23 protein-coding genes and 2 tRNA genes are annotated in these 23604 nt (G+C 68.3%); 7 read left to right on the top strand and 18 right to left on the bottom strand.

What is annotated here, in order from left to right; all coding sequences use genetic code 11:
- Nucleotides 1–2 precede the first annotated feature (2 nt).
- Complete coding sequence (locus tag ACI3KS_RS06145; RefSeq protein WP_404916269.1) at nucleotides 3–206, top strand: hypothetical protein; 204 nt, start codon at nucleotides 3–5, stop codon at nucleotides 204–206.
- On the opposite strand, the gene ACI3KS_RS06140 is transcribed toward ACI3KS_RS06145, so the two are convergent.
- The 12 genes from ACI3KS_RS06140 to ACI3KS_RS06085 form a co-directional block, all read right to left on the bottom strand.
- Nucleotides 196–735, bottom strand: coding sequence for a DUF1697 domain-containing protein (locus ACI3KS_RS06140; protein ID WP_404916267.1), 540 nt, complete (start codon nucleotides 733–735; stop codon nucleotides 196–198). The two genes, ACI3KS_RS06145 and ACI3KS_RS06140, sit on opposite strands and share 11 nt — an antisense overlap.
- The gene (locus ACI3KS_RS06135; protein ID WP_404916265.1) at nucleotides 732–1313 is read right to left on the bottom strand and encodes an isochorismatase family protein; all 582 of its coding nucleotides are present in this window, start codon (nucleotides 1311–1313) and stop codon (nucleotides 732–734) included. Before ACI3KS_RS06135 ends, ACI3KS_RS06140 begins: the two co-directional genes overlap by 4 nt.
- A 65-nt stretch (nucleotides 1314–1378) precedes the next feature.
- Nucleotides 1379–1454, bottom strand: a tRNA-Thr gene (locus ACI3KS_RS06130).
- Nucleotides 1455–1505: 51 nt separating this feature from the next.
- On the bottom strand, nucleotides 1506–3059 hold the full coding sequence (locus ACI3KS_RS06125) for an alpha/beta hydrolase (RefSeq protein WP_404916263.1): 1554 nt from the start codon (nucleotides 3057–3059) through the stop codon (nucleotides 1506–1508).
- Nucleotides 3056–4213: a DNA polymerase III subunit delta' gene (locus tag ACI3KS_RS06120; RefSeq protein WP_404916261.1), complete on the bottom strand. Its 1158-nt coding sequence runs from the start codon at nucleotides 4211–4213 to the stop codon at nucleotides 3056–3058. The genes ACI3KS_RS06125 and ACI3KS_RS06120 overlap by 4 nt, the downstream gene beginning before the upstream one ends.
- 214 nt (nucleotides 4214–4427) lie before the next feature.
- A complete protein-coding gene (gene tmk, locus ACI3KS_RS06115) occupies nucleotides 4428–5060 on the bottom strand; it encodes a dTMP kinase (RefSeq protein ID WP_404916259.1) in 633 nt (210 codons plus the stop codon).
- Nucleotides 5057–7909: a type I DNA topoisomerase gene (gene topA / locus ACI3KS_RS06110; RefSeq protein WP_404916257.1), complete on the bottom strand. Its 2853-nt coding sequence runs from the start codon at nucleotides 7907–7909 to the stop codon at nucleotides 5057–5059. The genes tmk and topA overlap by 4 nt, the downstream gene beginning before the upstream one ends.
- 78 nt (nucleotides 7910–7987) lie before the next feature.
- Entirely contained in the window at nucleotides 7988–8317 is a 330-nt protein-coding gene (locus ACI3KS_RS06105) for a helicase (protein ID WP_404916255.1), read from the bottom strand.
- Nucleotides 8318–8381: 64 nt separating this feature from the next.
- Nucleotides 8382–8729, bottom strand: coding sequence for a TadE family type IV pilus minor pilin (locus tag ACI3KS_RS06100; protein WP_404916253.1), 348 nt, complete (start codon nucleotides 8727–8729; stop codon nucleotides 8382–8384).
- On the bottom strand, nucleotides 8729–8926 hold the full coding sequence (locus ACI3KS_RS06095; RefSeq protein WP_404916251.1) for a DUF4244 domain-containing protein: 198 nt from the start codon (nucleotides 8924–8926) through the stop codon (nucleotides 8729–8731). Before ACI3KS_RS06095 ends, ACI3KS_RS06100 begins: the two co-directional genes overlap by 1 nt.
- Nucleotides 8927–8986: 60 nt before the next feature.
- Nucleotides 8987–9886: a type II secretion system F family protein gene (locus tag ACI3KS_RS06090; protein ID WP_404916249.1), complete on the bottom strand. Its 900-nt coding sequence runs from the start codon at nucleotides 9884–9886 to the stop codon at nucleotides 8987–8989.
- On the bottom strand, nucleotides 9880–10893 hold the full coding sequence (locus ACI3KS_RS06085; RefSeq protein WP_404916247.1) for a TadA family conjugal transfer-associated ATPase: 1014 nt from the start codon (nucleotides 10891–10893) through the stop codon (nucleotides 9880–9882). Before ACI3KS_RS06085 ends, ACI3KS_RS06090 begins: the two co-directional genes overlap by 7 nt.
- Nucleotides 10894–11304: 411 nt before the next feature.
- On the opposite strand from ACI3KS_RS06085, the gene acs reads away from it, so the two are divergent.
- Nucleotides 11305–13272 carry an acetate--CoA ligase gene (gene acs / locus ACI3KS_RS06080; RefSeq protein ID WP_404916245.1) on the top strand — a complete coding sequence of 656 codons (1968 nt, stop codon included), beginning with the start codon at nucleotides 11305–11307 and terminating at the stop codon, nucleotides 13270–13272.
- Between the two features lie 140 nt (nucleotides 13273–13412).
- On the opposite strand, the gene ACI3KS_RS06075 is transcribed toward acs, so the two are convergent.
- Together ACI3KS_RS06075 and ACI3KS_RS06070 are read right to left on the bottom strand one after the other, a co-directional pair.
- Complete coding sequence (locus ACI3KS_RS06075; RefSeq protein WP_404916243.1) at nucleotides 13413–13871, bottom strand: RidA family protein; 459 nt, start codon at nucleotides 13869–13871, stop codon at nucleotides 13413–13415.
- Entirely contained in the window at nucleotides 13868–14092 is a 225-nt protein-coding gene (locus tag ACI3KS_RS06070; RefSeq protein WP_404916241.1) for a hypothetical protein, read from the bottom strand. Before ACI3KS_RS06070 ends, ACI3KS_RS06075 begins: the two co-directional genes overlap by 4 nt.
- A gap of 78 nt (nucleotides 14093–14170) precedes the next feature.
- Here ACI3KS_RS06070 and ACI3KS_RS06065 point away from each other — a divergent pair, with 78 nt between their 5' ends.
- The 5 genes from ACI3KS_RS06065 (at nucleotide 14171) to ACI3KS_RS06045 (ending at nucleotide 19130) form a co-directional block, all read left to right on the top strand.
- Nucleotides 14171–16759, top strand: coding sequence for a transglycosylase domain-containing protein (locus ACI3KS_RS06065; protein ID WP_404916239.1), 2589 nt, complete (start codon nucleotides 14171–14173; stop codon nucleotides 16757–16759).
- Nucleotides 16759–17694, top strand: coding sequence for a metallophosphoesterase (locus tag ACI3KS_RS06060; RefSeq protein WP_404916237.1), 936 nt, complete (start codon nucleotides 16759–16761; stop codon nucleotides 17692–17694). The genes ACI3KS_RS06065 and ACI3KS_RS06060 overlap by 1 nt, the downstream gene beginning before the upstream one ends.
- A gap of 53 nt (nucleotides 17695–17747) precedes the next feature.
- Nucleotides 17748–17824 (top strand) — tRNA-Pro (locus ACI3KS_RS06055).
- A gap of 80 nt (nucleotides 17825–17904) precedes the next feature.
- Nucleotides 17905–18378 (top strand): VanZ family protein, encoded by a 474-nt coding sequence (locus ACI3KS_RS06050; RefSeq protein WP_404916235.1) that lies wholly within the window; start codon nucleotides 17905–17907, stop codon nucleotides 18376–18378.
- On the top strand, nucleotides 18375–19130 hold the full coding sequence (locus ACI3KS_RS06045) for an HAD-IIB family hydrolase (RefSeq protein WP_404916233.1): 756 nt from the start codon (nucleotides 18375–18377) through the stop codon (nucleotides 19128–19130). The genes ACI3KS_RS06050 and ACI3KS_RS06045 overlap by 4 nt, the downstream gene beginning before the upstream one ends.
- Nucleotides 19131–19193: 63 nt before the next feature.
- Here the strand turns inward: ACI3KS_RS06045 and ACI3KS_RS06040 are convergent, their stop codons facing one another.
- The 4 genes from ACI3KS_RS06040 to ACI3KS_RS06025 all read right to left on the bottom strand — a co-directional run bounded on the left by ACI3KS_RS06040 (nucleotide 19194) and on the right by ACI3KS_RS06025 (nucleotide 23444).
- Nucleotides 19194–20450: an alpha-hydroxy-acid oxidizing protein gene (locus ACI3KS_RS06040; RefSeq protein WP_404916231.1), complete on the bottom strand. Its 1257-nt coding sequence runs from the start codon at nucleotides 20448–20450 to the stop codon at nucleotides 19194–19196.
- Between the two features lie 9 nt (nucleotides 20451–20459).
- Nucleotides 20460–21170: a FadR/GntR family transcriptional regulator gene (locus ACI3KS_RS06035; protein WP_404916229.1), complete on the bottom strand. Its 711-nt coding sequence runs from the start codon at nucleotides 21168–21170 to the stop codon at nucleotides 20460–20462.
- A gap of 175 nt (nucleotides 21171–21345) precedes the next feature.
- Nucleotides 21346–21963 (bottom strand): thymidine kinase, encoded by a 618-nt coding sequence (locus tag ACI3KS_RS06030; protein WP_404916227.1) that lies wholly within the window; start codon nucleotides 21961–21963, stop codon nucleotides 21346–21348.
- An 8-nt stretch (nucleotides 21964–21971) separates the two neighbouring features.
- Nucleotides 21972–23444 (bottom strand): malate:quinone oxidoreductase, encoded by a 1473-nt coding sequence (locus ACI3KS_RS06025; protein WP_404916225.1) that lies wholly within the window; start codon nucleotides 23442–23444, stop codon nucleotides 21972–21974.
- Nucleotides 23445–23604 lie beyond the last annotated feature (160 nt).

Here is a 23604-nt window from a genome sequence, read left to right as displayed (position 1 = left end):
GCATGACCGCACCGCAGACTCTCCCCCTCCCACTCGCGCCCCTCACCGAGCACGAGCACGCATGGATCATCGACTCCCGGCATTCGACCAGCGAGGGCGTCGTCGCCTACGTCCGCTGCCTCGACTGCGGCAGTCGCCGCGTCGACCTGCAGACCCACCCGCAGCAGCCGATGACCGCTCTCACGCGGGCGACCGTCACGCCGTGAGGTCGACGAGCGCCCGTACCGTGCGGAGGTTCCGGGCAGTGCCCGCGACTCCGAGAGCGCGGTCGAGCACCGCCTTCGTGAGCTTCGTGCTCTGCACTCCGCCGTCGCCATAGTCGATCCAGAGATCGTCTCCCACGAGTTCGAGGCGCTCGCCTGCACCGGCTCGCTCGCGCAATGCGGCCACCGCGCCGGGAGCCGCGGCGCCCTCGAGGAACATCGCGTGCAGCATCTTCTCCGACGCATCGGGAAAGGGATTCTCCTGCAGCGCCTTCAGCAAGGCATCGTGCGAGCGAAGGATGACCGGGGTATCGACGCCGAATTGCGCGGAGATCAGCGATCGCACGCGCGCGCGGGCGGCACCGGGATCGGACGGATGCTCGCACACGATGTTTCCGCTCGCGATGTAGGTCGTCACCTCCCCCAGGTCCGCCCGCATCTCGGCGCTCAGCAGCGCGCGCAGCTCCGCCATCGGCACCCGGCTGCGCCCGCCGACGTTCACCGCCCGCAGCAGCAGAACGCTGCGACTCACGCGTCGCTCGATGCGAGGAGCGATGCTCCGGCGTGAGCGAGCTCGGCCAGGGCCTCCGCGCTCGACTGCTCGCCCACGCCCGCAACGAGGTCGGTGAGCACCCGCACCTCGACCCCGTGCGCGATCGCGTCAAGCGCGGAGGCGCGCACGCAGTGGTCGGTGGCGATGCCCACGACGTCGGCGGTGAGCACCCCGGCGTCCGCGAGCACCACGGAGACGGTCTCACCGTCTTCGGTCGTTCCCTCGAACATCGAGTATGCAGGGCGACCCTGCCCCTTGCGGATGTGGTGGGTGACGGCATCCGTCGCCAGCAACGGGTCGTACTCGGCGCCGGCCGTGCCCGCGACGCAATGCACCGGCCAGGTGTCGACGTAGTCGGGGTCGTCTGCGAAATGCCCACCGTTGTCGCCGTTCGCGTCATGCCAGTCGCGCGAGGCGACGATCACGTCGTAGTCGGCGGCGTGCCCGGCGAGGAAGGCCGATACGGCCGCCGCGACGGCGTCACCGCCCGCGACAGCAAGCGCCCCGCCTTCGGTGAAGTCGTTCTGGATGTCGACGATGAGAAGCGCTCTGCTCATGCTCCGAGCGTACGCGCTCGGGGAACCAAAAGGCCCCGTGATGTTCTTCGCATCACGGGGCCTGGTGGAGCCGCTTGTCAGAATCGAACTGACGACCTTTTCATTACGAGTGAAATGCTCTGCCGACTGAGCTAAAGCGGCGCGATCTCCGATATTACATGGTTCGGAGTCCGCTCGCGAATCGAGCGAGGATCACCCGCATCGCAGGCCGTCTTCGGGCACCGTGCCGTCGAGGAAGAACGCGTTCACCGCGTCGTCGACGCACATGTTGCCCTTGTTGTAGCCGGTGTGCCCCTCGCCCACGCGAGTGATCAGAACGCCCTGTTCGAGTTGCTCTGCGAGCGATACGGACCAGTCGTATGGCGTCGCGGGATCGTTCGTCGTGCCGACGACGAGGATCGGCGCTGCGCCCTCGGCGTGGATCTCACCGCGGGTGCCCGTAGGCGGGTACGGCCACACGGCGCACGGGTCGGGGCCCTCCCAGTACTTCGCGATGGTCGGGGCTCCCTCTGCGATCTGCGCTTCGGTGGCGGCCTCCGCATCGGGGTCGTCCTCGACGGGGTAGTCCATGCAGTTGTACGCCCGGAAGGCCTCGGTGGAATTGTCGGTGTACGAACCGTTCTCTCGGCCGTTGTAGAAGTCGGCCAGTACATATGCGGTGGACGGATCGCCCTGCAGCGCCTGATCGAGCGCCTGGCGCAGGACCTGCCAGTTGTCCTCGGAGTACAGAGCGGCGATGATGCCCGTCATCAGCGCGTCGGCGCCGAGCATCCGCCCGTCGCCGTTCTCGAGCGGAGTGGCATCGACGCTTGCGAGCAATGCACCGAGATCGGTCATCGCCTCGTCGACGGAGCCGTTGAACGGGCACTCCCCGGAGTCCAGGCAGTCCTGCATGAACGCCCGCAGCGCCGACTCGAATCCGACAGCCTGCGTCGCGCTCACCTCGAGCCCCGATACCGCAGGGTCGATCGCCCCGTCGAGTACGAGGCGTCCCGCGCGCTCGGGGTAGAGCTGCGCATAGGTCGCGCCGAGGAATGTGCCGTAGGAGTAGCCGAGGTAGTTGAGCGATGTGTCGCCGAGCACCGCGCGGATGAGATCCATGTCGCGGGCCGAGTTGACCGTGGTGATGTAGGGCAGGATGCCGCCGGAGTTCGCCTCGCAGGCGTCGGCGAAGGTCTGCTGCGACGCGGTGAGCTCCGCTTCCCACTCGGCCGAGCCTCGGCTGCCGGTGGGGATCGTGTAGAGGTAGTCGTCCATGCCCTCGGCGTCCAGGCAGGTCACGGCGGTCGACTGGCCGACGCCGCGCGGATCGAATCCGATCACGTCGTAGTTCTCGATCAGGTCGGCACCGACCGCGAAGTCGAGGTTGCCCTGGATGAGGTCGACGCCGCTGCCGCCGGGCCCGCCGGGGTTGGTGAGCAGCGAGCCGATCGCCTCCCCCTCGGCCTGGTGACGCACCACCGAGAGCGAGATCTCCCCCGCGCTCGGGTTCTCCCAGTCGAGCGGCGCGGTGACATCGGTGCAATCGAAGCCGATGCCGCACTCGGTCCAGGTCAGCGTCTGCCCGTAGAACGGCAGCAGCTCCTCGGAGACACCGGAGGTGTCGGGTGCCCTGGTCGCGGACGGCTTCGAGACCTGTTCGGGGATCGCCGCGTACAGACAGCCCGACAGGGCGACGGATGCCGCGGCGAGGCCCGCGAGAACCGCGGCGGTTCGTCGGATTCGGGAGGTGAGACGTACGTTCACGGTGTCCTTCCGCTCGTGACTGTCACGAGAAAGCTCTCCAGCGCCAGGAGCGGGGCGACGTTGCGCTCCAGCGCCTGGCGGGTGTCGGCGAGATGATCGAGCACGATCAGGGTCCGTTGCTCGGGCCACGCCTGGGCGAGCGCGGTGAGCTCATCGCGGAGTTCGCGGTTGATCAGGTCGTCACCGCGTCCGAACTGGAGCATCACGACATCGCGGAACAGCGACTGGAGGTCGGTGAGCACCCGGTCGATGCCGTCGCGAAGGCTGCGCGTCGCGCGCTTCTTCTGCTCGTCCTCCAGGGCCGAGATCTGGGCGCGCAGCGCGGGCGGCACGGCCTGGCCCTCGGCGATGCCCACGGTGCGCAACAGGGAGGCGCGCTCGGCGGCATCGCGCTCTGCGGTGAGGGTCTTGGCGTCGTCGGTGGCCGCCTGGATGATCCGACCCGCGACGTCCACGGCATCAGACACGCCTCGTACGCCGATGACGGCACGCAGAGTGCCATCACGGCGGCGACGCGCGGCATCGTCGGTCGCGAGCCTCTGTGCCATGCCGATGTGGCGCTGGGCGTGACGGGCCGCCTGCTCGGCGACGGCGGGGTCGACGCCGGTGCGCAGGCTGATCAGTCGGGCGACGTCGTCGACGTCGGGTTCGCGCAGCCGCAGCGAGCGCACGCGCGAGCGGATCGTCGGGAGGAGGTCGGCCTCGCTGGGCGCGCAGAGGATCCAGACGGTCTGCTCCGGCGGCTCCTCGAGCGCTTTCAGCAGCACGTTGGACGTGCGCTCGACCATGCGGTCGGCGTCTTCGACCACGAGCACCCGGTACCGCCCTGCAGAGGGAGCGAAGTACGAGCGCTCGACCAGGGAACGGGCCTCGGCGATCGTGATGATCACCTTGTCGGTGCGCAGGGCCGTGACGTCGGGGTGGGTGCCGGCGAGCACCTGCCGCATGGTCGCCTCGTCGTGGGCGCCGTCGGCGACGAGGGCCGCGGCGAATGCGTAGGCGAGGGTCGAACGTCCGGATCCCGGAGGACCGGTGATCAGCCACGCGTGCGCGAGAGACGCCGGATCGGATGCCGCGGATCGCAGCGTCTCGACGGCGGCGTCCTGCCCCCAGACGTCGCCCCAGGGGAAATCGGCGGCGACGGTCTGAGGCATGCCTTCAGCGTAACGTGCGGTTCCGACAGGGCGTCCCGGCTACGCCGCGCGCTCGCGTCCGTGACCGCGGTCATGAGCACTCTGTCCGACGGTCGCGAGCCCCCTGACAGACGGTTCTACTCGAGACAGACGGTTCTACTCGAGACCGACGAGCAGGGCGTCCATGTCGTGCGAACTCGTCGGTCTCAGCAGCCACCATTCCCTCGGGGGGGGGCTATGCCGCGAGGAGCTGCTCCACCCGTGCGCGGATTCTCGCAGCGATCTGTTCCGGCGCTTCGGCAGCGTCGAGCACGAGGAAGCGCTCGGGTTCTGCCGCGGCGAGGGCGAGGTACGCCTCGCGGACGCGGGTATGGAACTCGGTCTTCTCGGCTTCGAGCCGGTCGAACGGCTTGTCGTCGGAATCGAGCCGCGCCCGAGCCGCGACGGGGTCGAGGTCGAGCAGAAGCGTGAGGTCGGGCAGCGCCCCCTCGGCCGCCCAGAGCGACAGATCGCGGATCTCGGTGCCGTCGAGCACGCGGCCCGCGCCCTGGTACGCGACGGAGGAGTCGAGGTAGCGGTCCTGGAGGACGATCTCGCCGCGGTCGAGCGCCGGCTGCACGACGGTGGCGACGTGATGCGCGCGATCGGCTGCGTACAGCAGCGCCTCCGCGCGTGGGGCGATGTCGCCGCGATGATGCAGAACGATGTTCCGGATGAGTTCGCCGACCTCGGAGCCGCCGGGCTCGCGGGTGCGCACAACCGTTCGTCCGGCACCCGTCAGCCACTCGTTGAGCAGGTTCGACTGGGTCGTCTTGCCCGAGCCGTCACCGCCTTCGAGAGTGATCCACACCCCGCGGCGTGAGGTCACGAGCCTGCCTTCGCCTTGGCTGCGGCGTTCGCGGCGCGCGTGGCAGCGGCCTTCTTCGCTGCGGCCGAGCGGGCGGCGGCCTTCTCGGCATCCGTCTTGGTCGGCGCTTTCTTGGCCGGCGCTTTCGCGGCGGTCTTCTTCGCGGGGGCCTTGGCAGCCGTCGCCTTCTTTGCGGGTGCCTTCTTGGCGCCGCGCTTGGGAGCGGGGCCCTTGGCGCGCTTGTCGGCGAGCATCTGCACGGCGATCTCGAACGTGATGTCTTCGACCTTCTGTCCGCGCGGGATGGTGACGTTCGTCTCACTGTCGGTGACGTATGCGCCGAAGCGACCGTCACGGATGCGGATCGGCTTGCCGCTCACCGGGTCGGCGTCGAACTCGGCGAGCGCGCTGGACGCTCGGCGCGAGCCCGCACCGTACTTCGGCTGCGCGTAGATCGCGAGGGCCTGCTCGAGGGTGACGTCGAAGATCTGCGATTCGCTCTCGAGCGAGCGGGAGTCCGTGCCCTTCTTGAGGTACGGCCCGTAGCGTCCGTTCTGCGCAGTGATCTCCTCGCCCGATTCGGGGTCGGTGCCGACGACGCGGGGAAGGCTCAGCAGCTGCAGCGCGGTGTCGAGATCGATCGTCTCGACCGACATCGAGCGGAACAGCGATCCGGTGCGCGGCTTGGGTGCCGCCTCCTTCTTCGCGCTCTTGCCCCGTGTGGGCTTGGGAGCCTCGACGACCTCACCGGTCGCCGTGTCGACGGATGCGTCGTCGGTCACAGGGTCGTTCTCCTGCACGTACGGCCCGAATCGACCGTCCTTCACGACGATGATCTTGCCGTTCTCGGGGTTCTCGCCGAGGACGCGGTCGCCGGCGACGGGAGCCTCGATGAGCTCGGTGGCCTTCTCAGCCGTGAGCTCGTCGGGCGCGAGATCTTCGGGGACGTTCACGATGCGCGGCTTGGCATCGGGGTTCGCGGGGTCTGCGACCTCGAGGTAGGGCCCGTATTTGCCGAAGCGCAGCGTCGCCGTGTCGGTGATCCGTGTGGAGTTGAGTGCGCGCGCGTCGATCTCGCCGAGGTTGTCGACGACCTGGCGCAGACCCACCTGCGAGTCGGTGCCGTAGTAGAAGGACTTCAGCCACTCGACGCGCTTCTGCTCGCCGCGGGCGATGGCGTCGAGGTCGTCCTCGAGCGCTGCCGTGAAGTCGTAGTCGATGAGATCGGCGAAGTGCTCCTCGAGCAGCCGGACGACGCTGAACGCGAGCCAGGTCGGCACCAATGCCTGGCCGCGCTTGGTCGCGTAGCCGCGGTCGATCACGGTGCCGATGATGCTCGCGAAGGTCGAGGGACGCCCGATGCCGTGCTCCTCGAGCGCCTTGACGAGCGAGGCCTCGGTGTAGCGGGGCTTCGGCGTGGTGCGGTGCCCCTTGGCCTCGGCATCCGACATCTTCAGCGCGTCGCCGACGGTCACGGCCGGCAGCGACTGGTCGTCGGAGTTGTCCTGCGAGTTGCGCTTCTCATCGCGACCCTCTTCATAGGCCTCGAGGAAGCCCTTGAAGGTGTAGACGGTGCCGGATGCCGTGAACTCGGCGTTCTGGCCGTCGGCATCGACCGAGAGCGTGACGGTGGTGGTCTCGTACTTCGCGTCAGCCATCTGGCTGGCGACGGTGCGCTTCCAGATCAGGTCGTAGAGACGCAGCTCTTCGCGGTCGAGCTGGGAGGAGACGGATGCCGGCGTGCGGAAGTTCTCACCGGACGGGCGGATGGCCTCATGGGCCTCCTGCGCGTTCTTGCTCTTGGACTTGTAGACGCGGGGCTTCAGGGGCACCGCGCTGTCGCCGTAGAGAGCGACGGCCTGGCTCCGCGCCGCCTGCACCGCCTGGGTGCTCAGCGCCGTGGAGTCGGTGCGCATATAGGTGATGTACCCCTTCTCGTAGAGTCGCTGGGCGGCGCTCATCGCCTGCTTCGCGCTCATCGAGAGCTTGCGTCCGGCCTCCTGCTGCATGGTCGAGGTCGTGAAGGGCGCGTAGGGGCTGCGGGTTCCCGGCTTCGCTTCGACCTTGGTGACCGTGCCGACCCCTGCGGACTCGACCGCTGCGGCCAGGGCGGCGGCCTTCTTCTCGTCGAGGACGACGACGGCCTTCTTGAGCTTTCCGAGATCGTCGAAGTCGGTACCGCGAGCGAGCTGTCCGCCGTCGACGCGCACGAGGCGCACTTTGAACCCGGAGGTCGAGGTCGCCAGCGCCTCGACGTCCCAGTAGTCCGCCGACACGAAGGCCATGCGCTCACGCTCGCGGTCGACGATCATGCGGGTCGCCGCGGACTGCACACGTCCGGCGGAGAGGCCGGTCTTGACCTTGTACCAGAGCACCGGCGACACGTCCCAGCCGTAGAGCCGGTCGACGATGCGGCGCGTCTCCTGCGCGTCGACGAGTGCGGTGTCGAGCTCGCGGGTGTTGCCGACGGCCGCCTGGATCGCGTCCTTGGTGATCTCGTGGAAGACCATCCGCTTGACGGGGACCTTCGGCTTGAGAGTGTCGAGCAGGTGCCAGGCGATGGCCTCGCCCTCACGGTCTTCATCGGTGGCGAGCAGGAGCTCGTCCGCCGTCTTCAGAGCTCGCTTGATCTCGGCGACCGTCTTCGTCTTACGATCGGACACCACGTAGTAGGGGTCGAAGTCGTTGTCGACGTCGATCGAGTACTTCCCATACGCCTGCTTGTCCTCGGCAGGGATGTCCTTCTTGTCGGCGAGGTCACGGATGTGACCGACCGAGCTGAGCACCTCATAACCGTCGCCGAGGTATCCCTGGATAGACCTCATCTTCGTCGGGGACTCGACGATGACGAGCTTCTTGCCTGCAGCCAAGGGTGCGTCCTTTCTTCGAAGCACACCATACACACCGCTGCGAGGGGTTCGTCGCAGGGATCCGTGTACGTTCCGCCGTCATTTCCCCTCGGGTGGCCCTGCTCGGGCTCGGGAGACGGCAGCGAGTCCAGCGTACGCCGCCTCGACCTGGACGGATGCCACGAAGCCTTCGAGGGCGCATCCTGTGAGCGTCGCGCCTGCCGCCGCGGCCACTCTGGCCGCCAGCGCGCAGGGATCGTCACCGGTGGCGACGGCTCCGCTCGCGGCGTCGGCAGCGGCCAGTGCGGCGGCATCCGCCGCACCGGCCGCGCGCTGGGCGGTGACGGCGGCCCCACCGACCGCGGCGAATCCGATCGAGAGCGCGGCGGCGACCGCGAGGATGCCAGCGGCGAGCGCGGAGCCGGCCATCAGCCCGACCTCGGGAACGGTCGGATCTTCGGCGCGCCCGCCTCGTCCTCGCGCGGCGGCACCATCACAGGCCTCCGCTCAGAGCGCAACTGGACGCGCGGATCGGAAGGGTGAGCAGGGTGCCCACCCTGACATCGGCGCTGGCAGTCGCGCAGACCAGATCTCCGGATGCCGAGCTAGACAGCGAGGCGCCGGGCACGGCCGCGGACACCGCGCTCTGCGCGGGCCCGAGGCCCTCACCCCGGCCCAGCAGCCGGGCGGCGTCGGCCGCAGCATCCTGCAGCGAGACCTGACGCGCCGCTGCGCCCAGAGCACCCGCTCCGAGCAGGAGCGCGAGCAGCACCGCGGGCAGGGCGATGGCGAGCTCTGCCGCCGCGGAGCCGCGGTCGTCACCGAGATGCGGGCGGCGCATCACGACACCGTGAGAGCGCGCCGCACGAGGTCGGTGAGGATGCCGCGCACCTCATCGGAACGCATGATCACGACCAAGAGGCCCGCGAAGGCGACGGCGGCCATGGTCGTGATCGCGTACTCCGCGGTCGCGGCGCCGGAGTCGTCTCCGAACAGCGTGGCCGCGCGGCGGCGGGTCAGCGGGGGAAGAGTGGTCATGATGGTCCTTCTTTCTCGTGGTGGTCGGTTCTCTTACGTGGTCGGTATCAAGAGGTCGGGTCAGATCGGCAGCGGCGTCGACGACAGCACGCTCAGCAGGAGCGGCGCGACGCCGAGGAGGAGGAATGCGGGGAGCGTGCAGACTCCGAGCGGGATGAGCAGCCGGGTCGAGAGCTTCGCCGCGCGCAATCGTCCGTCGATCCGCGACGTGTGCCGATCCTGCGCGGCGGATGCTCGAAGGAGCTCTCCCGCCGGGACGCCCGCCGCTCGGGAGAGGTCGAGCACGGTGCGCACTCTGTCGGCCGCCCCGAGATGCGAAGCCCGCGTGTCGGCCACCAGCTGCAGCGCCCGCTCGACCGACGCTCCTCCGGAGAGCGCCACAGCGACGAGTTCCGCCTGCATGCCTGGGGTTCCCGGCGCGGCCTCTGCACGCCGCAGCAGGCGGCGCGTCCATAGCCGCGCAGCAAGGACGAGAAGCATCCCGAGCACCACACACGTGGCCCCCATCGGGGTTCCGACGATCACGCCGAGCGTGTCGAACCCGAGCGCGAAGCCCAGCAGAAGCCCGGCGAGCGGCATCCACAACAGCAGCCGTGCGGTCCCCGCCGGCTCGGCGAGCGCGATGCGCACGTCATCGGCGGCCGAGGCGGCATCGCGCAGAGACTCGGCGATCATGCGCAGCACTTCTGCCAGCGGAGCCCCCACGGTCGTCGCGACCTCCCAGGCCGCAGCGAGATCGACCCACGCACCGCCCTCCGCCTCGATCGCAGCGACCAGGGGCGCACCGTCCTCGGCGCGGGCGACGATCGCCGCGGCGTGCGGGTCCCCGGTCTCGGCGAGGTGCCGCCAGGCGACGAGCGGTACCGCCCCTGCCTGCAGGAGCACGGCCAGAGTCTGCACCGAGGTCGCGGCATCCGCACCGCCCGTCGCCTCGGCGCGGCGGCGGCGCAGGCTCACCATGGCCGCACCTCCTCGATGCTCAGCCGGTCGGCGACGAGCCCGAACGTCCCTGCCTGGGCGATGCGCCTGCGTCCGCCAGGGTCGCGAGCGAGATGGAGCACGACCGTGAACGCACTGACGGCCTGGCGGGCGAGAGCCGTCGCGTCCATGCCGGCCAGTGCGCCGAGTGCTTCAAGCCGCGCAGGTACGTCTCGAAGGCCGCTCGCGTGCAGCGTTCCCGCACCGCCGTCATGGCCCGTGTTGAGCGCGGTGAGCAGCTCGCGAACCTCTTCTCCGCGGCACTCCCCCACGACGAGCCGATCAGGGCGCATCCGCAACGATTCCCGCACCAGCCGGGCCAGGGTGATGCCGCCGGCACCTTCGAGATTGGATTGCCGCGCTTCGAGCGCCACGTGATGCGGATGCCGGGGCTGAAGCTCTGCGACGTCCTCGATCGTCACGATCCGTTCGGTCGCCGAGACCGCGGACAGCAGCGCGGAGAGCAGCGTCGTCTTGCCCGTCCCCGTGCCGCCGGTGATGAGGATGTTCGCTCGCTCCGCTACCAGCTGCTCGAGCCACGCCTGCTGCCGGGCATCGAACGCGCCGAGCGCCGCCAGGGCGTCGAGATCGGCGGCCCGCACTCTCGGAATGCGAATCGACAGCGCCGTTCCGGATGCGGCGACGGGTGAGAGGACGGCATGCACGCGGATTCCGGAGGCGAGCCGCACATCGACGCAGGGCGCTTGATCGTCGAGGTGCCTTCCGCCGAGGCCGACGAGGGCGACGGCGAGATCGCGGACTTCACGCTCGGAGGCGGCCCACTCCGCGACCGGCTCGGCTCCCTGTCCGCGGTCGACGAACAGCCCCGCTGTGCCGTTCACGAAGAGATCGGTGACCGCGTCATCCGCGCAGTGCACCGCGAGCGGACCGAACGCCGGATCGACGACAAGCGGCACCGCCGCGGGCGGGGTCGTCCCCGGGGCGGCGGGGGTACCGCTCCGGGGTCGGATCACGAAGGATTCGGTCATGCCCCGACGGTAGGCGCGAGGGCCCCCTCGGGAACCGGCCTCGACGGCGGATCCCCACGAGCTGTGCACAACTCGTCGAGAAGCCACGCGGTGCAGAGCGCGGCTCGTCGAGATCCTCGCGCCGCACGCGCCCGGCGAACACGCCGGAATGCCGAAGGGCGGCATCTCGCGGGGGGAACGAGATGCCGCCCGGGGCGGGCCCGCGATCGGGGGAATCGGGCACGCCAAGGCCGGAATGAGATTTTCGGCTGTGGTCGAGTGTACGCAAGGCAGCCGTCCTGACAAAACCTGTCCGACTACTCACTTTCGGCAGTATGCGGTGTCGGTGGCCGGGTTTAGATTCGGCATGACGCGATCTCGCCGCCGAGACCCGTCGAGCTCGACCACATCGCCGCGAAGGAGCGCCTGAAGATGAGCAGCCAGATCGATCATCTCCTCGATGAGACCCGCACGTTCTCACCGTCCCCTGAGTTCGTCTCGCAGGCGATCGCGTCTCCGGATCTCTACGCGAGAGCATCCGCCGACCGCGAGGGGTTCTGGGCGGAGCAGTCCCGCGACCTCGTGCACTGGCATACCCCGTTCAGCGAGGTGCTCGACTGGTCGACCCCGCCGTTCGCGAAGTGGTTCGCCGATGGCGAGCTGAACGTCGCCTACAACTGCCTCGATCGCCACGTGGAAGCAGGCCATGGCGCTCGGGTCGCGCTGCACTGGGAGGGCGAACCCGGCGACTCGCGCACGATCACTTACGCCGAGCTCACCGATGAGGTCAAACGCGTCGCCAATGTGCTCGAGGGTCTCGGCATCGGCCAGGGTGACCGTGTCGCGATCTACCTGCCGATGATCCCCGAGGCCGTCGCTTCGATGCTCGCAGTCGCACGCCTCGGCGCGATCCATTCGGTGGTGTTCGGCGGGTTCAGCGCCGACAGCCTGAGATCACGCATCGACGACGCCGGAGCGAAGCTCGTCATCACGGCCGACGGCGGCTATCGCAAGGGCCGTGTCTCGGCTCTGAAGCCTGCCGTCGACCAGGCCCTCGCCGATCGCGGCGACGGCGAGCAGCAGACCGTCGAACACGTCCTCGTCGTGAAGCGCGGCGGCAACGACGTCGACTGGGACGACGAGCGCGATCTGTGGTGGCACGAGGTCGTGCCCACGGCATCCGCTGAGCACACCGCGCAGGCCTTCCCGGCCGAGAATCCGCTGTTCATCCTGTACACCTCGGGGACGACCGGCAAGCCGAAGGGCATTCTGCACACGTCGGGTGGTTACCTCACGCAGGCCGCCTACACGCACAAGAACGTGTTCGATCTGCATCCCGACACCGACGTGTACTGGTGTACTGCCGACGTCGGCTGGATCACCGGGCACACCTACGTCACCTACGGGCCGCTCGCGAACGGGGCTACCCAGGTCCTCTACGAGGGGACTCCGGATGCTCCGCACCCCGGTCGCTGGTGGGAGATCATCGAGAAGTACAAGGTGTCCATCTTCTACACCGCTCCGACCGCCATCCGATCGTTCATGAAGATCGGCCGGGCGATCCCGGCGAAGTTCGACCTCTCCTCGCTCCGCGTCCTCGGCTCGGTCGGCGAACCCATCAACCCCGAGGCCTGGATCTGGTATCGCGACGTGATCGGTGCCGGGAAGACCCCGATCGTCGACACCTGGTGGCAGACCGAGACCGGCGCGATCATGGTGTCGGCCCTGCCCGGCGTCACCGCGACCAAGCCCGGATCCGCCCAGGTGCCGCTGCCCGGCATCTCCATCGATGTCGTCGATGACGCAGGTGCCGAGGTCGGCAACGGCAACGGCGGTCTGCTCGTGATCACCGAACCGTGGCCCAGCATGCTCCGCGGCATCTGGGGAGACCCGGAGCGCTACCGCGAGACGTACTGGGAGAAGTTCGAGGACAAGGGCTACTACTTCGCCGGCGACGGAGCGCGTCTCGACGCCGACGGCGACCTCTGGCTGCTCGGTCGCGTCGACGACGTGATGAACGTGTCGGGACACCGCCTGTCGACGGCCGAAATCGAGTCGTCGCTCGTGGCGCACGAGGCGACCGCCGAGGCCGCCGTCGTCGGAGCATCCGATGAGACGACGGGCCAGGCGGTCGTCGCCTTCGTCATTATCCGCGAGAACTACCTGCGCGAGCACGACCCCGCAGGACTCGCCCAGCAGCTGCGGCTGTGGGTCGGGGAGCAGATCGGCGCGATCGCGCGACCGCGCGACGTCTACATCGTCGGCGAGCTGCCGAAGACCCGCTCGGGCAAGATCATGCGCCGCCTGCTGCGTGATGTCGCGGAAGGCCGGGAGGTCGGCGACACTACGACCCTCGCGGACACGGCCGTCATGAGCATCATCTCGGCCCAGGTGAAGTAGGCCCGCATCCGCTTCGGACGATAGATGGAAAATGCGCCTCCCGAGGCTTCGGGAGGCGCATTTTCGATCTCTCAGCGGATGCCGGAGCGAACGCCGGGCGGATGCCGGAGCGAACGCTGGGCGGATGCCGAAGCAGGAGCTCAGGCGAGGATGAAGGTGACCTCGACCTCGACGGGGCTGTCGAGCGGCAGCACGGGAACACCGACGGCGGCGCGCGCGTGACGGCCGGCGTCTCCGAAGATCTCGCCGAGCACCTCGCTCGCACCGTTGATCACACCGGGCTGGCCGGAGAACTCCGGGACCGAGGCGACGAAGCCGCCCACGCGCAGGACGCCGGCGATGCGGTCGACTCCGCCCGCGGCATCCGCTGCCGCAGCGAGGGCGTTCAGCGCGCAGGTGCGGGCGTAGCCCTTCGCGTCGTTGGCGTCGACCGCCGCGCCGACCTTTCCGGTCGCGGGCAGCGCACCCGCGGTGAAGGGCAGCTGGCCCGAGGTGTAGACGAGGCCGCCGTGCACCACGGCGGGCACGTACGCGGCGACGGGAGCGGCGACGGCAGGCAGTTCGATGCCGAGCTCGGCGAGGCGGGCGGAGATGCTCATGCCGCACCTCCCTCGAACTGACGAGCAGCCTCGGCGGCAGCGGCGAGGCCGGCGTTCGCCGAACCGTCAGCAGTCACCGGACGCTTGAAGTACGCCACGAGTCCGCCCTCGGGCCCCTGGACGACCTGCACCAGTTCCCATCCCTGCTTGCCCCAGTTGTTGAGGATCGCTGCCGTGTTATGGATCAGCAGCGGGGTGGTGAGGTACTCCCACGTGGTCATGGCACTCCTTGTCCAGGCGGCATCCGCATGCAGATGCATCAAAGGCGGTATTCAGGGAACTCCCCTACGATCAAGCGTATGCCTCAAAAGAATCGCACGGTGAAAGGCGTGCTCGGCGGCCTTCTGGGCCTCGTCGGGCTCAGCGCGGTCGCCGGCCTCCTCGTCGCAGCCAGCGTGACTCCCGTGCTGGCCATGGCGGGTATCTCCGGAACCAAGGCCTTCTCCCTGTTCGAGGAACTCCCCGAGAACCTGAAGGTGGGCACTCCCATGGAGCAGTCCACCATTTGGGCGACCGGGGCAGACGGCAACCCCTTCGTCCTCGCGTCGTTCTACGAGCAGAACCGCATCCCGGTGAACTACGACCAGATCGCCCCCGTGATGTACGACGCGATCCTGTCCAGCGAGGACAAGAACTTCTACACGCACGGCGGCGTGAACCTCGGCGCGACCATCAAGGCGGCCGTAGAGAACGTCGCCGGCCTCGACGACCGCGGTGCATCGACCATCACCCAGCAGTACGTGAAGAACGTGCAGGTGCAGGAGTGCGAGCAGAACGTCGACACCGCCGCCGAGGACTACGCCGAACAGGTGCAGCAGTGCTTCCTCGACGCGGCGGTCGCCACCGGCACCGCGGGCATCGAGCGCAAGCTGCAGGAGATGCGCTACGCGCTCAAGATCGAGAAGGACTACTCGAAGAACGAGATCCTGCTCGGCTACCTCAACATCTCGAGCTTCGGCGGCACCGTCTACGGCGTCGAAGCCGCAGCTAACCGCTACTTCTCGACGTCCGCCTCGAACCTCACGGTCGCTCAGGCCGCGACCATCGCCGGCATGGTGCAGGAGCCGAACCGTCTGCGGATCGACCTCCCCGACGGCACCTACACAACCAAGGACGGCGTCGCGCACAACAGCGCGGCCGACGGCTACGCCGACACTCTGGAACGGCGCAACTACGTTCTCGAGCGGATGCTGATCGACGGCAAGATCACCCAGGCCCAGCACGACGAGGCCTATGCGACGCCGATCACCCCCGCGATCCACGACGTTCAACAGGGCTGCAGCACGGCGGGCGACAACGCGTACTTCTGCTCGTACGTGAAGTCGGTCATCGAGAGCGACACAGCCTTCGGGGACACCCCGTCCGAGCGCAGCGCGAACCTGCGCCGGGGCGGACTGCAGATCTACACGACGCTCGACATGCGTCTGCAGCAGACGGCGCTCGACGAGGTCCACTCGCGGGTCCCCCAGACGATCCCCGGTATCCAGGTCGGCGGGACTGCGGTGTCGATCGAAGCGACGACGGGGCGCATCCTCGCGATGGCGCAGAACACCCAGTTCAATGAGACGGCGACCGCCGACATCAATGCCGGTCAGACCTCCCAGGTGTTCGCTGCCGACCGTGCACACAACGGCAGCACATTCGGATTCGAGACCGGATCGACGTACAAGCTCTTCACACTGCTGGAGTGGCTCAACACCGGCCACTCCGTGAACCAGGTGCTCGACGGCCGGATCAAGACCTACAGCCCGTTCAAGATCTGCGGCGACACGGTGCCGAACAAGACGAAGATCAACAACTTCGGCAACGGCGGCGGATCCATCGGGACCGTGCGCTCGTTCACCGCATCGTCGCTCAATACCGGCTTCCTCGCAATGGCGCAGCAGCTCGATCTGTGCGACATCAACGAGGTCGCCAAGAGCCTCGGCGTGCACTACGGCAACGGCGATGACATCACGGTCGGCGGCACGGAGTTCAACACCTCACCGAACGCGCCCTTCCCCTCCGTGCTCGGTTCCAAGAGCGTCGCGCCGCTGCAGATGGCCGGCGCCTACGCCGCCGTCGCGAACAACGGCATGTTCTGCGAGCCGAAGGCCATCGACCGCGTGGTCGGAGGCGACGGTCAGGATCGGGAGCCGCCGCAGACGAACTGCTCCCAGGTGCTCACGCCCGAGGTGGCCCACACCGCCGCTTATGCTCTCCGTGCGGTGATGGAGGGTGGAACCGGCGCCCAGGCCCGCCCGAACGACGGCATCCAGGTGATCGGCAAGACCGGTACGGCGGAGAAGGAGCACACGATGCTCATCGAATCGAGCACCAAGGTCACGACCGCTGTCTGGGTCGGGAACATCCAGGGTCGAGAGTCGCTCACACGCTTCCGCAACGATCAGGGCACCCCTCTCAACAACATCCGCTACGGTCTCGCCAAGGCGGTCCAGACACAGGCGAACGCCCTCTACGGCGGAGACGACTTCCCGCCGCCGGACAACAACCTCACCAAGCAGGTGATGACCGATGTGCCGAACGTCGTCGGCCAGACGATCGACCAGGCCACTGCGACGCTGACGGATGCCGGGTTCACCGCCGTCGTCGGAGCACCCGTCGACAGCGACCAGCCCACCGACGTCGTGGTCGCCCAGGATCCGTCCGGCCAGGCCGCGACCGGCACGACCGTCACGATCTCGCCCAGCAACGGTCAGGGCGCGACGGTGCCCGCCGGGGTGATCGGCCAGTCGAGATCGGATGCTCAGAACACGCTGTTCGGTGCGGGGTTCACCTCGATCGCTTTCGACAACTCGTGCAACCCGCCGACCTCCAAGGTGACGAGCACCGACCCCGCAGCCGGGACGGCGACGAGCAAGGCCACGACGATCAGGATCATGTGCTGATGACGTCGGCGCGATCGACGCATCCGGCCCTCATCGCGCTCGGCGCGGTGGGGGCCGTCGGCGCTGCCGCCGCGGTGTGGGGCATCGGCATCGAGCGCTACCTGTTCACTGTGCGTGAGGCGACGGCATCCGCTCTCGCCCCTGGCTCCGCTCCCCTCCGCGTGCTGCACCTGTCGGACGCGCACATGGCGCCCTGGCAGCACCGCAAGCAGGACTGGCTCGCATCTCTCGCCCAGTTGAAGCCCGACCTCATCGTGAACACGGGCGACAACCTCGGCCACCGCGACGGCCTGGACGGCATTCGCCGGGCCTTCGAGCCGTTCGCCGGCATCCCGGGGGTGTTCGTGCACGGCTCCAACGACGTCGCCGAGCCGTCACCGCGCAACCCGTTCCGCTACTTCATCGGACCGTCGCAGAAGAAGCAGGCCGCGCCCCTCCTCGACACCGCCGCCATGGACTCGTTCTTCACCGACGAGCTCGGTTGGACGGATCTGAACAACACGGCGGCACGACTCGACGTGGCCGGCAGCACCATCGACTTCTTCGGCGTGAACGACGCGCACCGCGACTGGGATCGGCTGGATGAACTCCCCGAGGCGATCGCCGACCTCGGCCCGCGGCCGGAGGCCACGTCGGTCATCGGCGTGACGCACGCGCCGTACCAGCGGGTGCTGAACGGCTTCCTCGATCTCGAGGCCGATGCGATCTTCGGCGGGCACACCCACGGCGGCCAGGTCTGCCTCCCCGGCTTCGGCGCCCTGGTCGCGAACTGCGACATCCCGCTGAAGCAGGCGAAGGGGCTCAGCACGTGGACGCATGGAGGACGCACCGCGCCGCTGAACGTCAGCGCGGGCTGCGGGCATTCGATCTACGCGCCGGTGCGCTTCGCCTGCCGGCCGGAGGCGACCCTGCTCACGCTCACTGCGCGTTCCTGAGCCTCGATTCGTCGTTTCCCGCTGTCGTCTTGTAGACTCGGAGGGTTGCAAAACGGGGTGTGGCGCAGCTTGGTAGCGCGCTTCGTTCGGGACGAAGAGGTCGCAGGTTCAAATCCTGTCACCCCGACCAGTAACACCGGAAGGCCGCCCTCAGGGGCGGCCTTCTCTGTACACGGACTCGCTGTACACGGACTCGTGAAGGGAAGGCCGATGAGCTCTCTGCTCCCCTCCCCTCGTCCGCGTACGCGCGTCATCGCCCTCCTTCTCGGCATCCCGTTCCTCGCCGGCATCGCGTTCCTGACCCTCACCCCTGTCCGGGTGGAGGAGCGGATGCCGAACCTGCTCGACGTCGTCCTCCGCAGCGCGCACCGACTGGGCTGGACCTCGCTCGACTTCACCCGGCTCGAGATCCTCGCCAATGTGCTCGTCTTCGTTCCGATCGGCGTCCTGGCGTTCCTGCTGCTCCCCCGCCGGGTGTGGCTGCTCTCACTGCTCGTCGGCCCCGCGATCTCCATCGCGATCGAGACGTCGCAGCTCCTGCTGCTCTCCCACCGCGCCGCGACCGCGATGGACGTCATCGCCAATTCGACCGGGGCCACGTTCGGTGTGGTCGTCGCGCTTCTCTGCACTCTGCTGTTCGCCCCGCGCTCTCCGCGCTCCGCACTCGCCCAGGAGGCCCCATGACCACGCCCGCCCTCGTCGCGTTCGACCTCGACGACACGCTCGCGCCGTCGAAGAGCGCGATCGATCCGCGCATCGCCGATCTGCTGCGCGCCCTACTGCGTCGGGTCGACGTGGCCATCATCTCCGGCGGCAACGAGCAGCAGTTCCGGTCCCAGGTCGTCAGTCGGCTGGGTGACGCGGATGCCGCCGACCTCGCTCGCCTGCACCTGCTGCCCACGTGCGGCACGCGCTACCTGCGCCACGACGGCGTCGAGTTCGTGCCGCTGTACGCCCACGATCTGACCGACGAGGAGAAGACTGCGGCACTCACAGCGCTGCGCGAAGAAGCATCTCGCCTGGGGCTCTGGGAGGAGAAGCCGTGGGGTGACATCCTCGAGGACCGCGGCTCGCAGATCACCTTCTCCGCCCTCGGGCAGAAGGCGCCCGTCGATGCCAAGCACGACTGGGACCCGACCGGCGCCAAGCGTCTCGCGCTGCGCGATGCGGTCGCCGCGCGTCTGCCCGGACTCGAAGTGCGTGCCGGAGGCTCGACGTCGATCGACATCACCCGTGCGGGCATCGACAAGGCCTACGGCATGACGGAGCTGGCCGAACGCACCGGCATCCCCCTCGCTTCCATGCTCTTCTACGGAGATCGTCTCGACGAGGGCGGCAACGACTACCCGGTGCTCGCGCTCGGCGTGCCCTCGGTCGCGGTCGAGGGCTGGGAGGACACCGCCGACAAGCTCGACGCCCTGCTCTCCACGCTCTGAGCCGCCCCGGATACGACTGAGGCCCCGCTTCCCGGCGGGGCCTCAGTCGCATCCGGCTTCACATCACACGCGGGCCTCCGCAGCCGCACGCGCGACCGGCACCAGGCGGGTGAGCTGGGTCACGTGGCCCGGCTCGAGCTCGGCCAGAGACGAGACCCCGAGCAGGCGCATGGTGCGCTCGATCTCGGTCTTGAGGATCTCGATCGTGCGATCGACACCGGAACGGCCTCCGGCCATCAGGCCGTAGAGGTACGCGCGGCCGATCAGCGTGAAATCGGCTCCGAGAGCCACAGCGGCGACGATGTCGGCTCCGTTCATGATGCCGGTGTCGATCATCACGGTGAAGTCATCACCGACCGCCTTGCGCACTTCGGGCAGCAAGTGGAACGGGATCGGTGCACGGTCGAGCTGACGTCCGCCGTGGTTCGAGAGCACGACGCCGTCGACGCCGGCATCTCGCAGGCGCACCGAGTCCTCGACGTTCTGCACGCCCTTGATGAGGATCTTCCCGGGCCAGATGTCGCGGATCACTGCGAGGTCGTCGTAGCTGATGGTCGGATCCATCGCCGCGTCGAGCAGCTCGCCGACGGTGCCGCCCGTGGTGCTGAGCGACGCGAACTCGAGCTTCGGGGTCGTGAGGAAGTCGTACCACCACCACGGCCGAGGGATCGCGTTGACGATCGTCCCCAGCGTGAGCTGCGGCGGGATGCTGAAGCCGTTGCGCTTGTCGCGCAGGCGGGCGCCGGCGACCGGGGTGTCGACCGTGAACTGCAGGGTGTCGAAGCCGGCCGCCGCCGCACGGCGGGTGAGCTCGTAGGAGATCTCGCGGTCGCGCATGACATACAGCTGGAACCAGTTCCGCCCGTGCGGGTTCGCGGCCTTCACGCCCTCGATCGACGTCGTGCCGAGCGTGGAAAGGGTGAACGGGATGCCCGCCGCCGCAGCGGCACCGGCCCCGGCGACCTCGCCCTCGGTCTGCATGAGGCGCGTGAAGCCCGTCGGCGCGATCCCGAACGGGAGCGCGGAGGGACCGCCGAGGATATCGACGGTGGTGTCGACCTCGGGTGCGGGCTTGAGGATGCCGGGGTGGAACTCGACGTCCTGGAACGCCTGGCGCGCACGCGTCAGCGACAGCTCACCTTCGGCGGCGCCGTCGGTGTAGTCGAACGCCGCCTTGGGCGTGCGGCGCTTGGCGATCGTGCGGAGGTCGTCGATCGTCAGGGCCCCCTGCAGACGGCGGCGCTTGCCGTTGAGATCGGGCTTCTTGAACTTCATGAGCTCGAGGAGCTCGACGGGATTGGGAACCTGGCGCTGGACCATGGTGCTCCTTCAGTCGGCGGGTCTCAGACCCGGTACGTGGGCGTAGTAGCCGGTGATGTGCTGGTGGACGAGAGCGCGCGCGGCATCCGCCTCTCCCCTGTCGATCGCATCGACGATGGCGTGATGTTCGGCGCGGAGACGCGCAGACATCCCCTGCCAGTCGTCGATGGCCTCGGATCCGGCGAGGACGTAGGACTCGATTGCGGTGCGCAGCCCCGCCATGGTCGCGGCGATCACGGTGTTGCCGCTCGACTCGGCGAGAGCCAGATGCAGCTGTGCATCGAGTGCGAGGAACTCGCTCGCCGTGAGCGTCTCGTCGTCCATGGCGGCGAGCACGCGCCGGGCCACGGTCGTGTCGCGGTCCGATGCCGATGCGAGCGCCGCGACGACCGCGTCCTCGAGCACGAGACGGGTCTTCACGACGTCGTCGAGCGGGAAGCCGTGTGCGGCGACCTGTAGGCGCAGCAGCGTCGACATGCCGCCGTTGGGCGTCGCGATCACGATCGCTCCGGCCTGCGGGCCCGATCCGGTCGAGGTGCGGATGAGTCCCATGACCTCGAGCACCCGCAATGCCTCGCGGACACTCGATCGACCGACGCCGAGATCGGCGGAGAGGTCGCGCTCCGACGGCAGGCGGTCTCCGGGGCCGAGGCGCCCGTCGAGCAGGTCGCGCTCGATGTGCTCGAGCACGACGCGCCAGGCGCGGGGCTGTTCCGGCATCCGCTCTCCTCGTGATCCTGGGGCACCGCTATGTGGTCTGACCACAGTACCGCGTGTGGTCAGACCACGCAAGATCGGCCCACAGCTCCTCGACGGCGGGAACACAAAGGAGTCCTGTCCGCGCGGTGCGCGCGAACAGGAGCCGGGAAAAAGGAGTTATGAACAGACGCGGGCCTCAGCCCAGGCGTCCGCCGGACTCTTCGAGGTAGCAGGAGCCGCACAGCGACTCGTACGTCGTGACCTCGACCGCATCTGCGAGGGCGCCCTCGGCCCCCTCGTCGATCGCGACCTGATCGCCGTCGAAGACGAAGCGCCCGCCGATCACACGACCGTTGAACACGGCCTTGCGACCGCAGCGGCAGATGGTCTTCAGCTCCTCGAGCGAGTGCGCGATCGCCAACAGGCGAGCGGAGCCCGGGAACGCGTGCGTGAGGAAGTCGTTGCGGATGCCGTAGGCCAGCACCGGGATGCCCTCAACCACGGCGATGCGGAACAGATCGTCGACCTGCTCCGCGGTCAGGAACTGAGCCTCGTCGATGAGCAGGCAGGCGATGTCCTTGCCGCGGTCGTGCGCGGCGAAGAGCTCTCGCACATCGTCAGCCGCCCCGATGAGGAAGTCGACCTCGCGCGTCATCCCGAGGCGACTCGAGATCTCCGACGCACCCTTGGTGTCGATCGCCGGCTTCGCGAGCAGCACGTGTTGACCGCGCTCCTCGTAGTTGTACGCCGCCTGCAACAGCGACGTCGACTTGCCGGAGTTCATCGCTCCGTAGCGGAAGTAGAGCTTCGCCACGTCGAAGATCAGGCGTTGATGCCGAGGACCTCGGCGGTCGCGGTCGTCGACCGCTCCGCGAGCGCTGCATCGTCGTTCAGCTTCTCTCCGAACGTGGGGATCAGCTCGCGCAGCTGCGGCTCCCACCCCGCATACTCCTTCGGGAAGCACTTCTTCAGCAGGTCGAGCATGATCGGCACGGCGGTCGATGCGCCCGGAGAAGCACCGAGAAGACCGGCGATGGATCCGTCGGCCGAAGAGACGACCTCGGTGCCGAACTGCAGCACGCCGCCCTTCTTGGCATCCTTCTTCATGACCTGGGCACGCTGGCCGGCGTTGATGAGGGTCCAGTCCTCATCCTTCGCCGTGGGCATGAAGGTCCTGAGGCTCTGCACCTTCTTGCGGTGGTTCTTGAGGAGTTCGCTCACGAGGTACGTGATGAGGTCGGGGTTCGCGAAGGCGACGCGCAGCATCGGCCAGAGGTTGTGGGTGCGCACCTGGGTGACGATGTCGAGCATCGACCCGTTCTTGAGGAACTTCGGGCTGAAGGTAGCGAACGGACCGAACAGCAGCGAAGCCTCACCGTCGACCACCCGGGTGTCGAGGTGCGGCACCGACATCGGCGGCGCGCCGACCGACGCCTGCGAGTACACCTTCGCCTTGTGCTGGGCGACGATCTTCGGGTTCGAGGTCTTCAGGAACTGTCCACCGATCGGGAAGACGCCGTACCCCTTGATCTCGTCGATACCCGACCGCTGCAGCAGCTTGAGCGCCCACCCGCCGGCACCGACGAAGACGAACTTCGCCTTGATCTGGTTCGGGGTGTGCCCGAGGGTGTTGCGGAAGTTCAGCAGCCAGCCGCCGTCCTTCTGCTTCTTGAGGCTCTTGATCTCGTGGTTGAGACGGAGGTCGACGCCCGAGGACTTCAGATGGTCGAACAGCTGGTGGGTGAGCGCGCCGAAGTCGACGTCGGTGCCGGCGGGCACCCGCGTGGCGGCGAAGGGCTCGCCCTTGCGACGCTGCTGCATGAGCAGGGGCGCCCACTGGTTGATGACGCGCGAATCCTCGCTGTACTCGATGCCCTCGAACAGGGGCTGTTCCTTGAGCACCTCGTAGCGCTTCTTGAGGTACGCCACATCCTTCTCACCACGTACGAAGGTCATGTGCGGCGTGGCGTTGATGAACGTCGACGGCTCGTCGAGCACGCCCTTCTCGACCAGCGTCGACCAGAACTGGCGGCTCTGCTGGAACTGCTCGTTGATCGAGATCGCCTTCGCCGGGTCGAGCGGCGCATCGCCCTGCTGCGGCATGTAGTTCAGTTCGCAGAGCGCGGCGTGACCGGTGCCGGCGTTGTTCCAGGGGTTGGAGGACTCCTGCGCCACATCGGAGAGTCGCTCGAATGCGACGATCTTCCACTCCGGCTGCAGCTCGTGCAGGAGGGTACCCAGGGTGGCGCTCATGATGCCACCGCCGATCAGGACGACATCGACTGTTTCGGTCACCAGGACAGTCTAGTTCGCGGCATCCGACACGCTGACCATGCGGGAGCCCTCGGCGAGACCGGTTCCGGATCGCGGGGATGCCGTGCGGCTATCATCCACGACGGGGCGAAACCGGATGCCGAAGCCACAACTTCGGCGGCCGGATTGAACTTCTGCGGCC

Origin of the sequence: Microbacterium sp. ZW T5_45 (assembly GCF_044987415.1) — a bacterium.
Lineage (GTDB): Bacteria > Actinomycetota > Actinomycetes > Actinomycetales > Microbacteriaceae > Microbacterium.
Note: the sequence above shows the minus strand (reverse complement) of the source record. Positions and strands in the feature narration are given on the sequence as shown.

Bases quoted from the DNA above. Each gene is read 5' to 3' on its own strand.
- ACI3KS_RS06100 (WP_404916253.1), bottom strand. From the start codon at position 8,729: ATGCGCCGCCCGCATCTCGGTGACGACCGCGGCTCCGCGGCGGCAGAG.
- ACI3KS_RS06070 (WP_404916241.1), bottom strand. From the start codon at position 14,092: ATGACCACGTGGGAGTACCTCACCACCCCGCTGCTGATCCATAACACG.
- ACI3KS_RS06120 (WP_404916261.1), bottom strand. From the start codon at position 4,213: ATGCCTCAGACCGTCGCCGCCGATTTCCCCTGGGGCGACGTCTGGGGG.
- ACI3KS_RS06050 (WP_404916235.1), top strand. From the start codon at position 17,905: ATGAGCTCTCTGCTCCCCTCCCCTCGTCCGCGTACGCGCGTCATCGCC.
- ACI3KS_RS06075 (WP_404916243.1), bottom strand. From the start codon at position 13,871: ATGAGCATCTCCGCCCGCCTCGCCGAGCTCGGCATCGAACTGCCTGCC.
- ACI3KS_RS06035 (WP_404916229.1), bottom strand. From the start codon at position 21,170: ATGCCGGAACAGCCCCGCGCCTGGCGCGTCGTGCTCGAGCACATCGAG.
- ACI3KS_RS06060 (WP_404916237.1), top strand. From the start codon at position 16,759: ATGACGTCGGCGCGATCGACGCATCCGGCCCTCATCGCGCTCGGCGCG.
- ACI3KS_RS06095 (WP_404916251.1), bottom strand. From the start codon at position 8,926: ATGACCACTCTTCCCCCGCTGACCCGCCGCCGCGCGGCCACGCTGTTC.
- ACI3KS_RS06045 (WP_404916233.1), top strand. From the start codon at position 18,375: ATGACCACGCCCGCCCTCGTCGCGTTCGACCTCGACGACACGCTCGCG.
- ACI3KS_RS06135 (WP_404916265.1), bottom strand. From the start codon at position 1,313: ATGAGCAGAGCGCTTCTCATCGTCGACATCCAGAACGACTTCACCGAA.
- ACI3KS_RS06040 (WP_404916231.1), bottom strand. From the start codon at position 20,450: ATGGTCCAGCGCCAGGTTCCCAATCCCGTCGAGCTCCTCGAGCTCATG.
- ACI3KS_RS06085 (WP_404916247.1), bottom strand. From the start codon at position 10,893: ATGACCGAATCCTTCGTGATCCGACCCCGGAGCGGTACCCCCGCCGCC.
- ACI3KS_RS06105 (WP_404916255.1), bottom strand. From the start codon at position 8,317: ATGGCCGGCTCCGCGCTCGCCGCTGGCATCCTCGCGGTCGCCGCCGCG.
- ACI3KS_RS06065 (WP_404916239.1), top strand. From the start codon at position 14,171: ATGCCTCAAAAGAATCGCACGGTGAAAGGCGTGCTCGGCGGCCTTCTG.
- ACI3KS_RS06090 (WP_404916249.1), bottom strand. From the start codon at position 9,886: ATGGTGAGCCTGCGCCGCCGCCGCGCCGAGGCGACGGGCGGTGCGGAT.
- ACI3KS_RS06145 (WP_404916269.1), top strand. From the start codon at position 3: ATGACCGCACCGCAGACTCTCCCCCTCCCACTCGCGCCCCTCACCGAG.
- acs (WP_404916245.1), top strand. From the start codon at position 11,305: ATGAGCAGCCAGATCGATCATCTCCTCGATGAGACCCGCACGTTCTCA.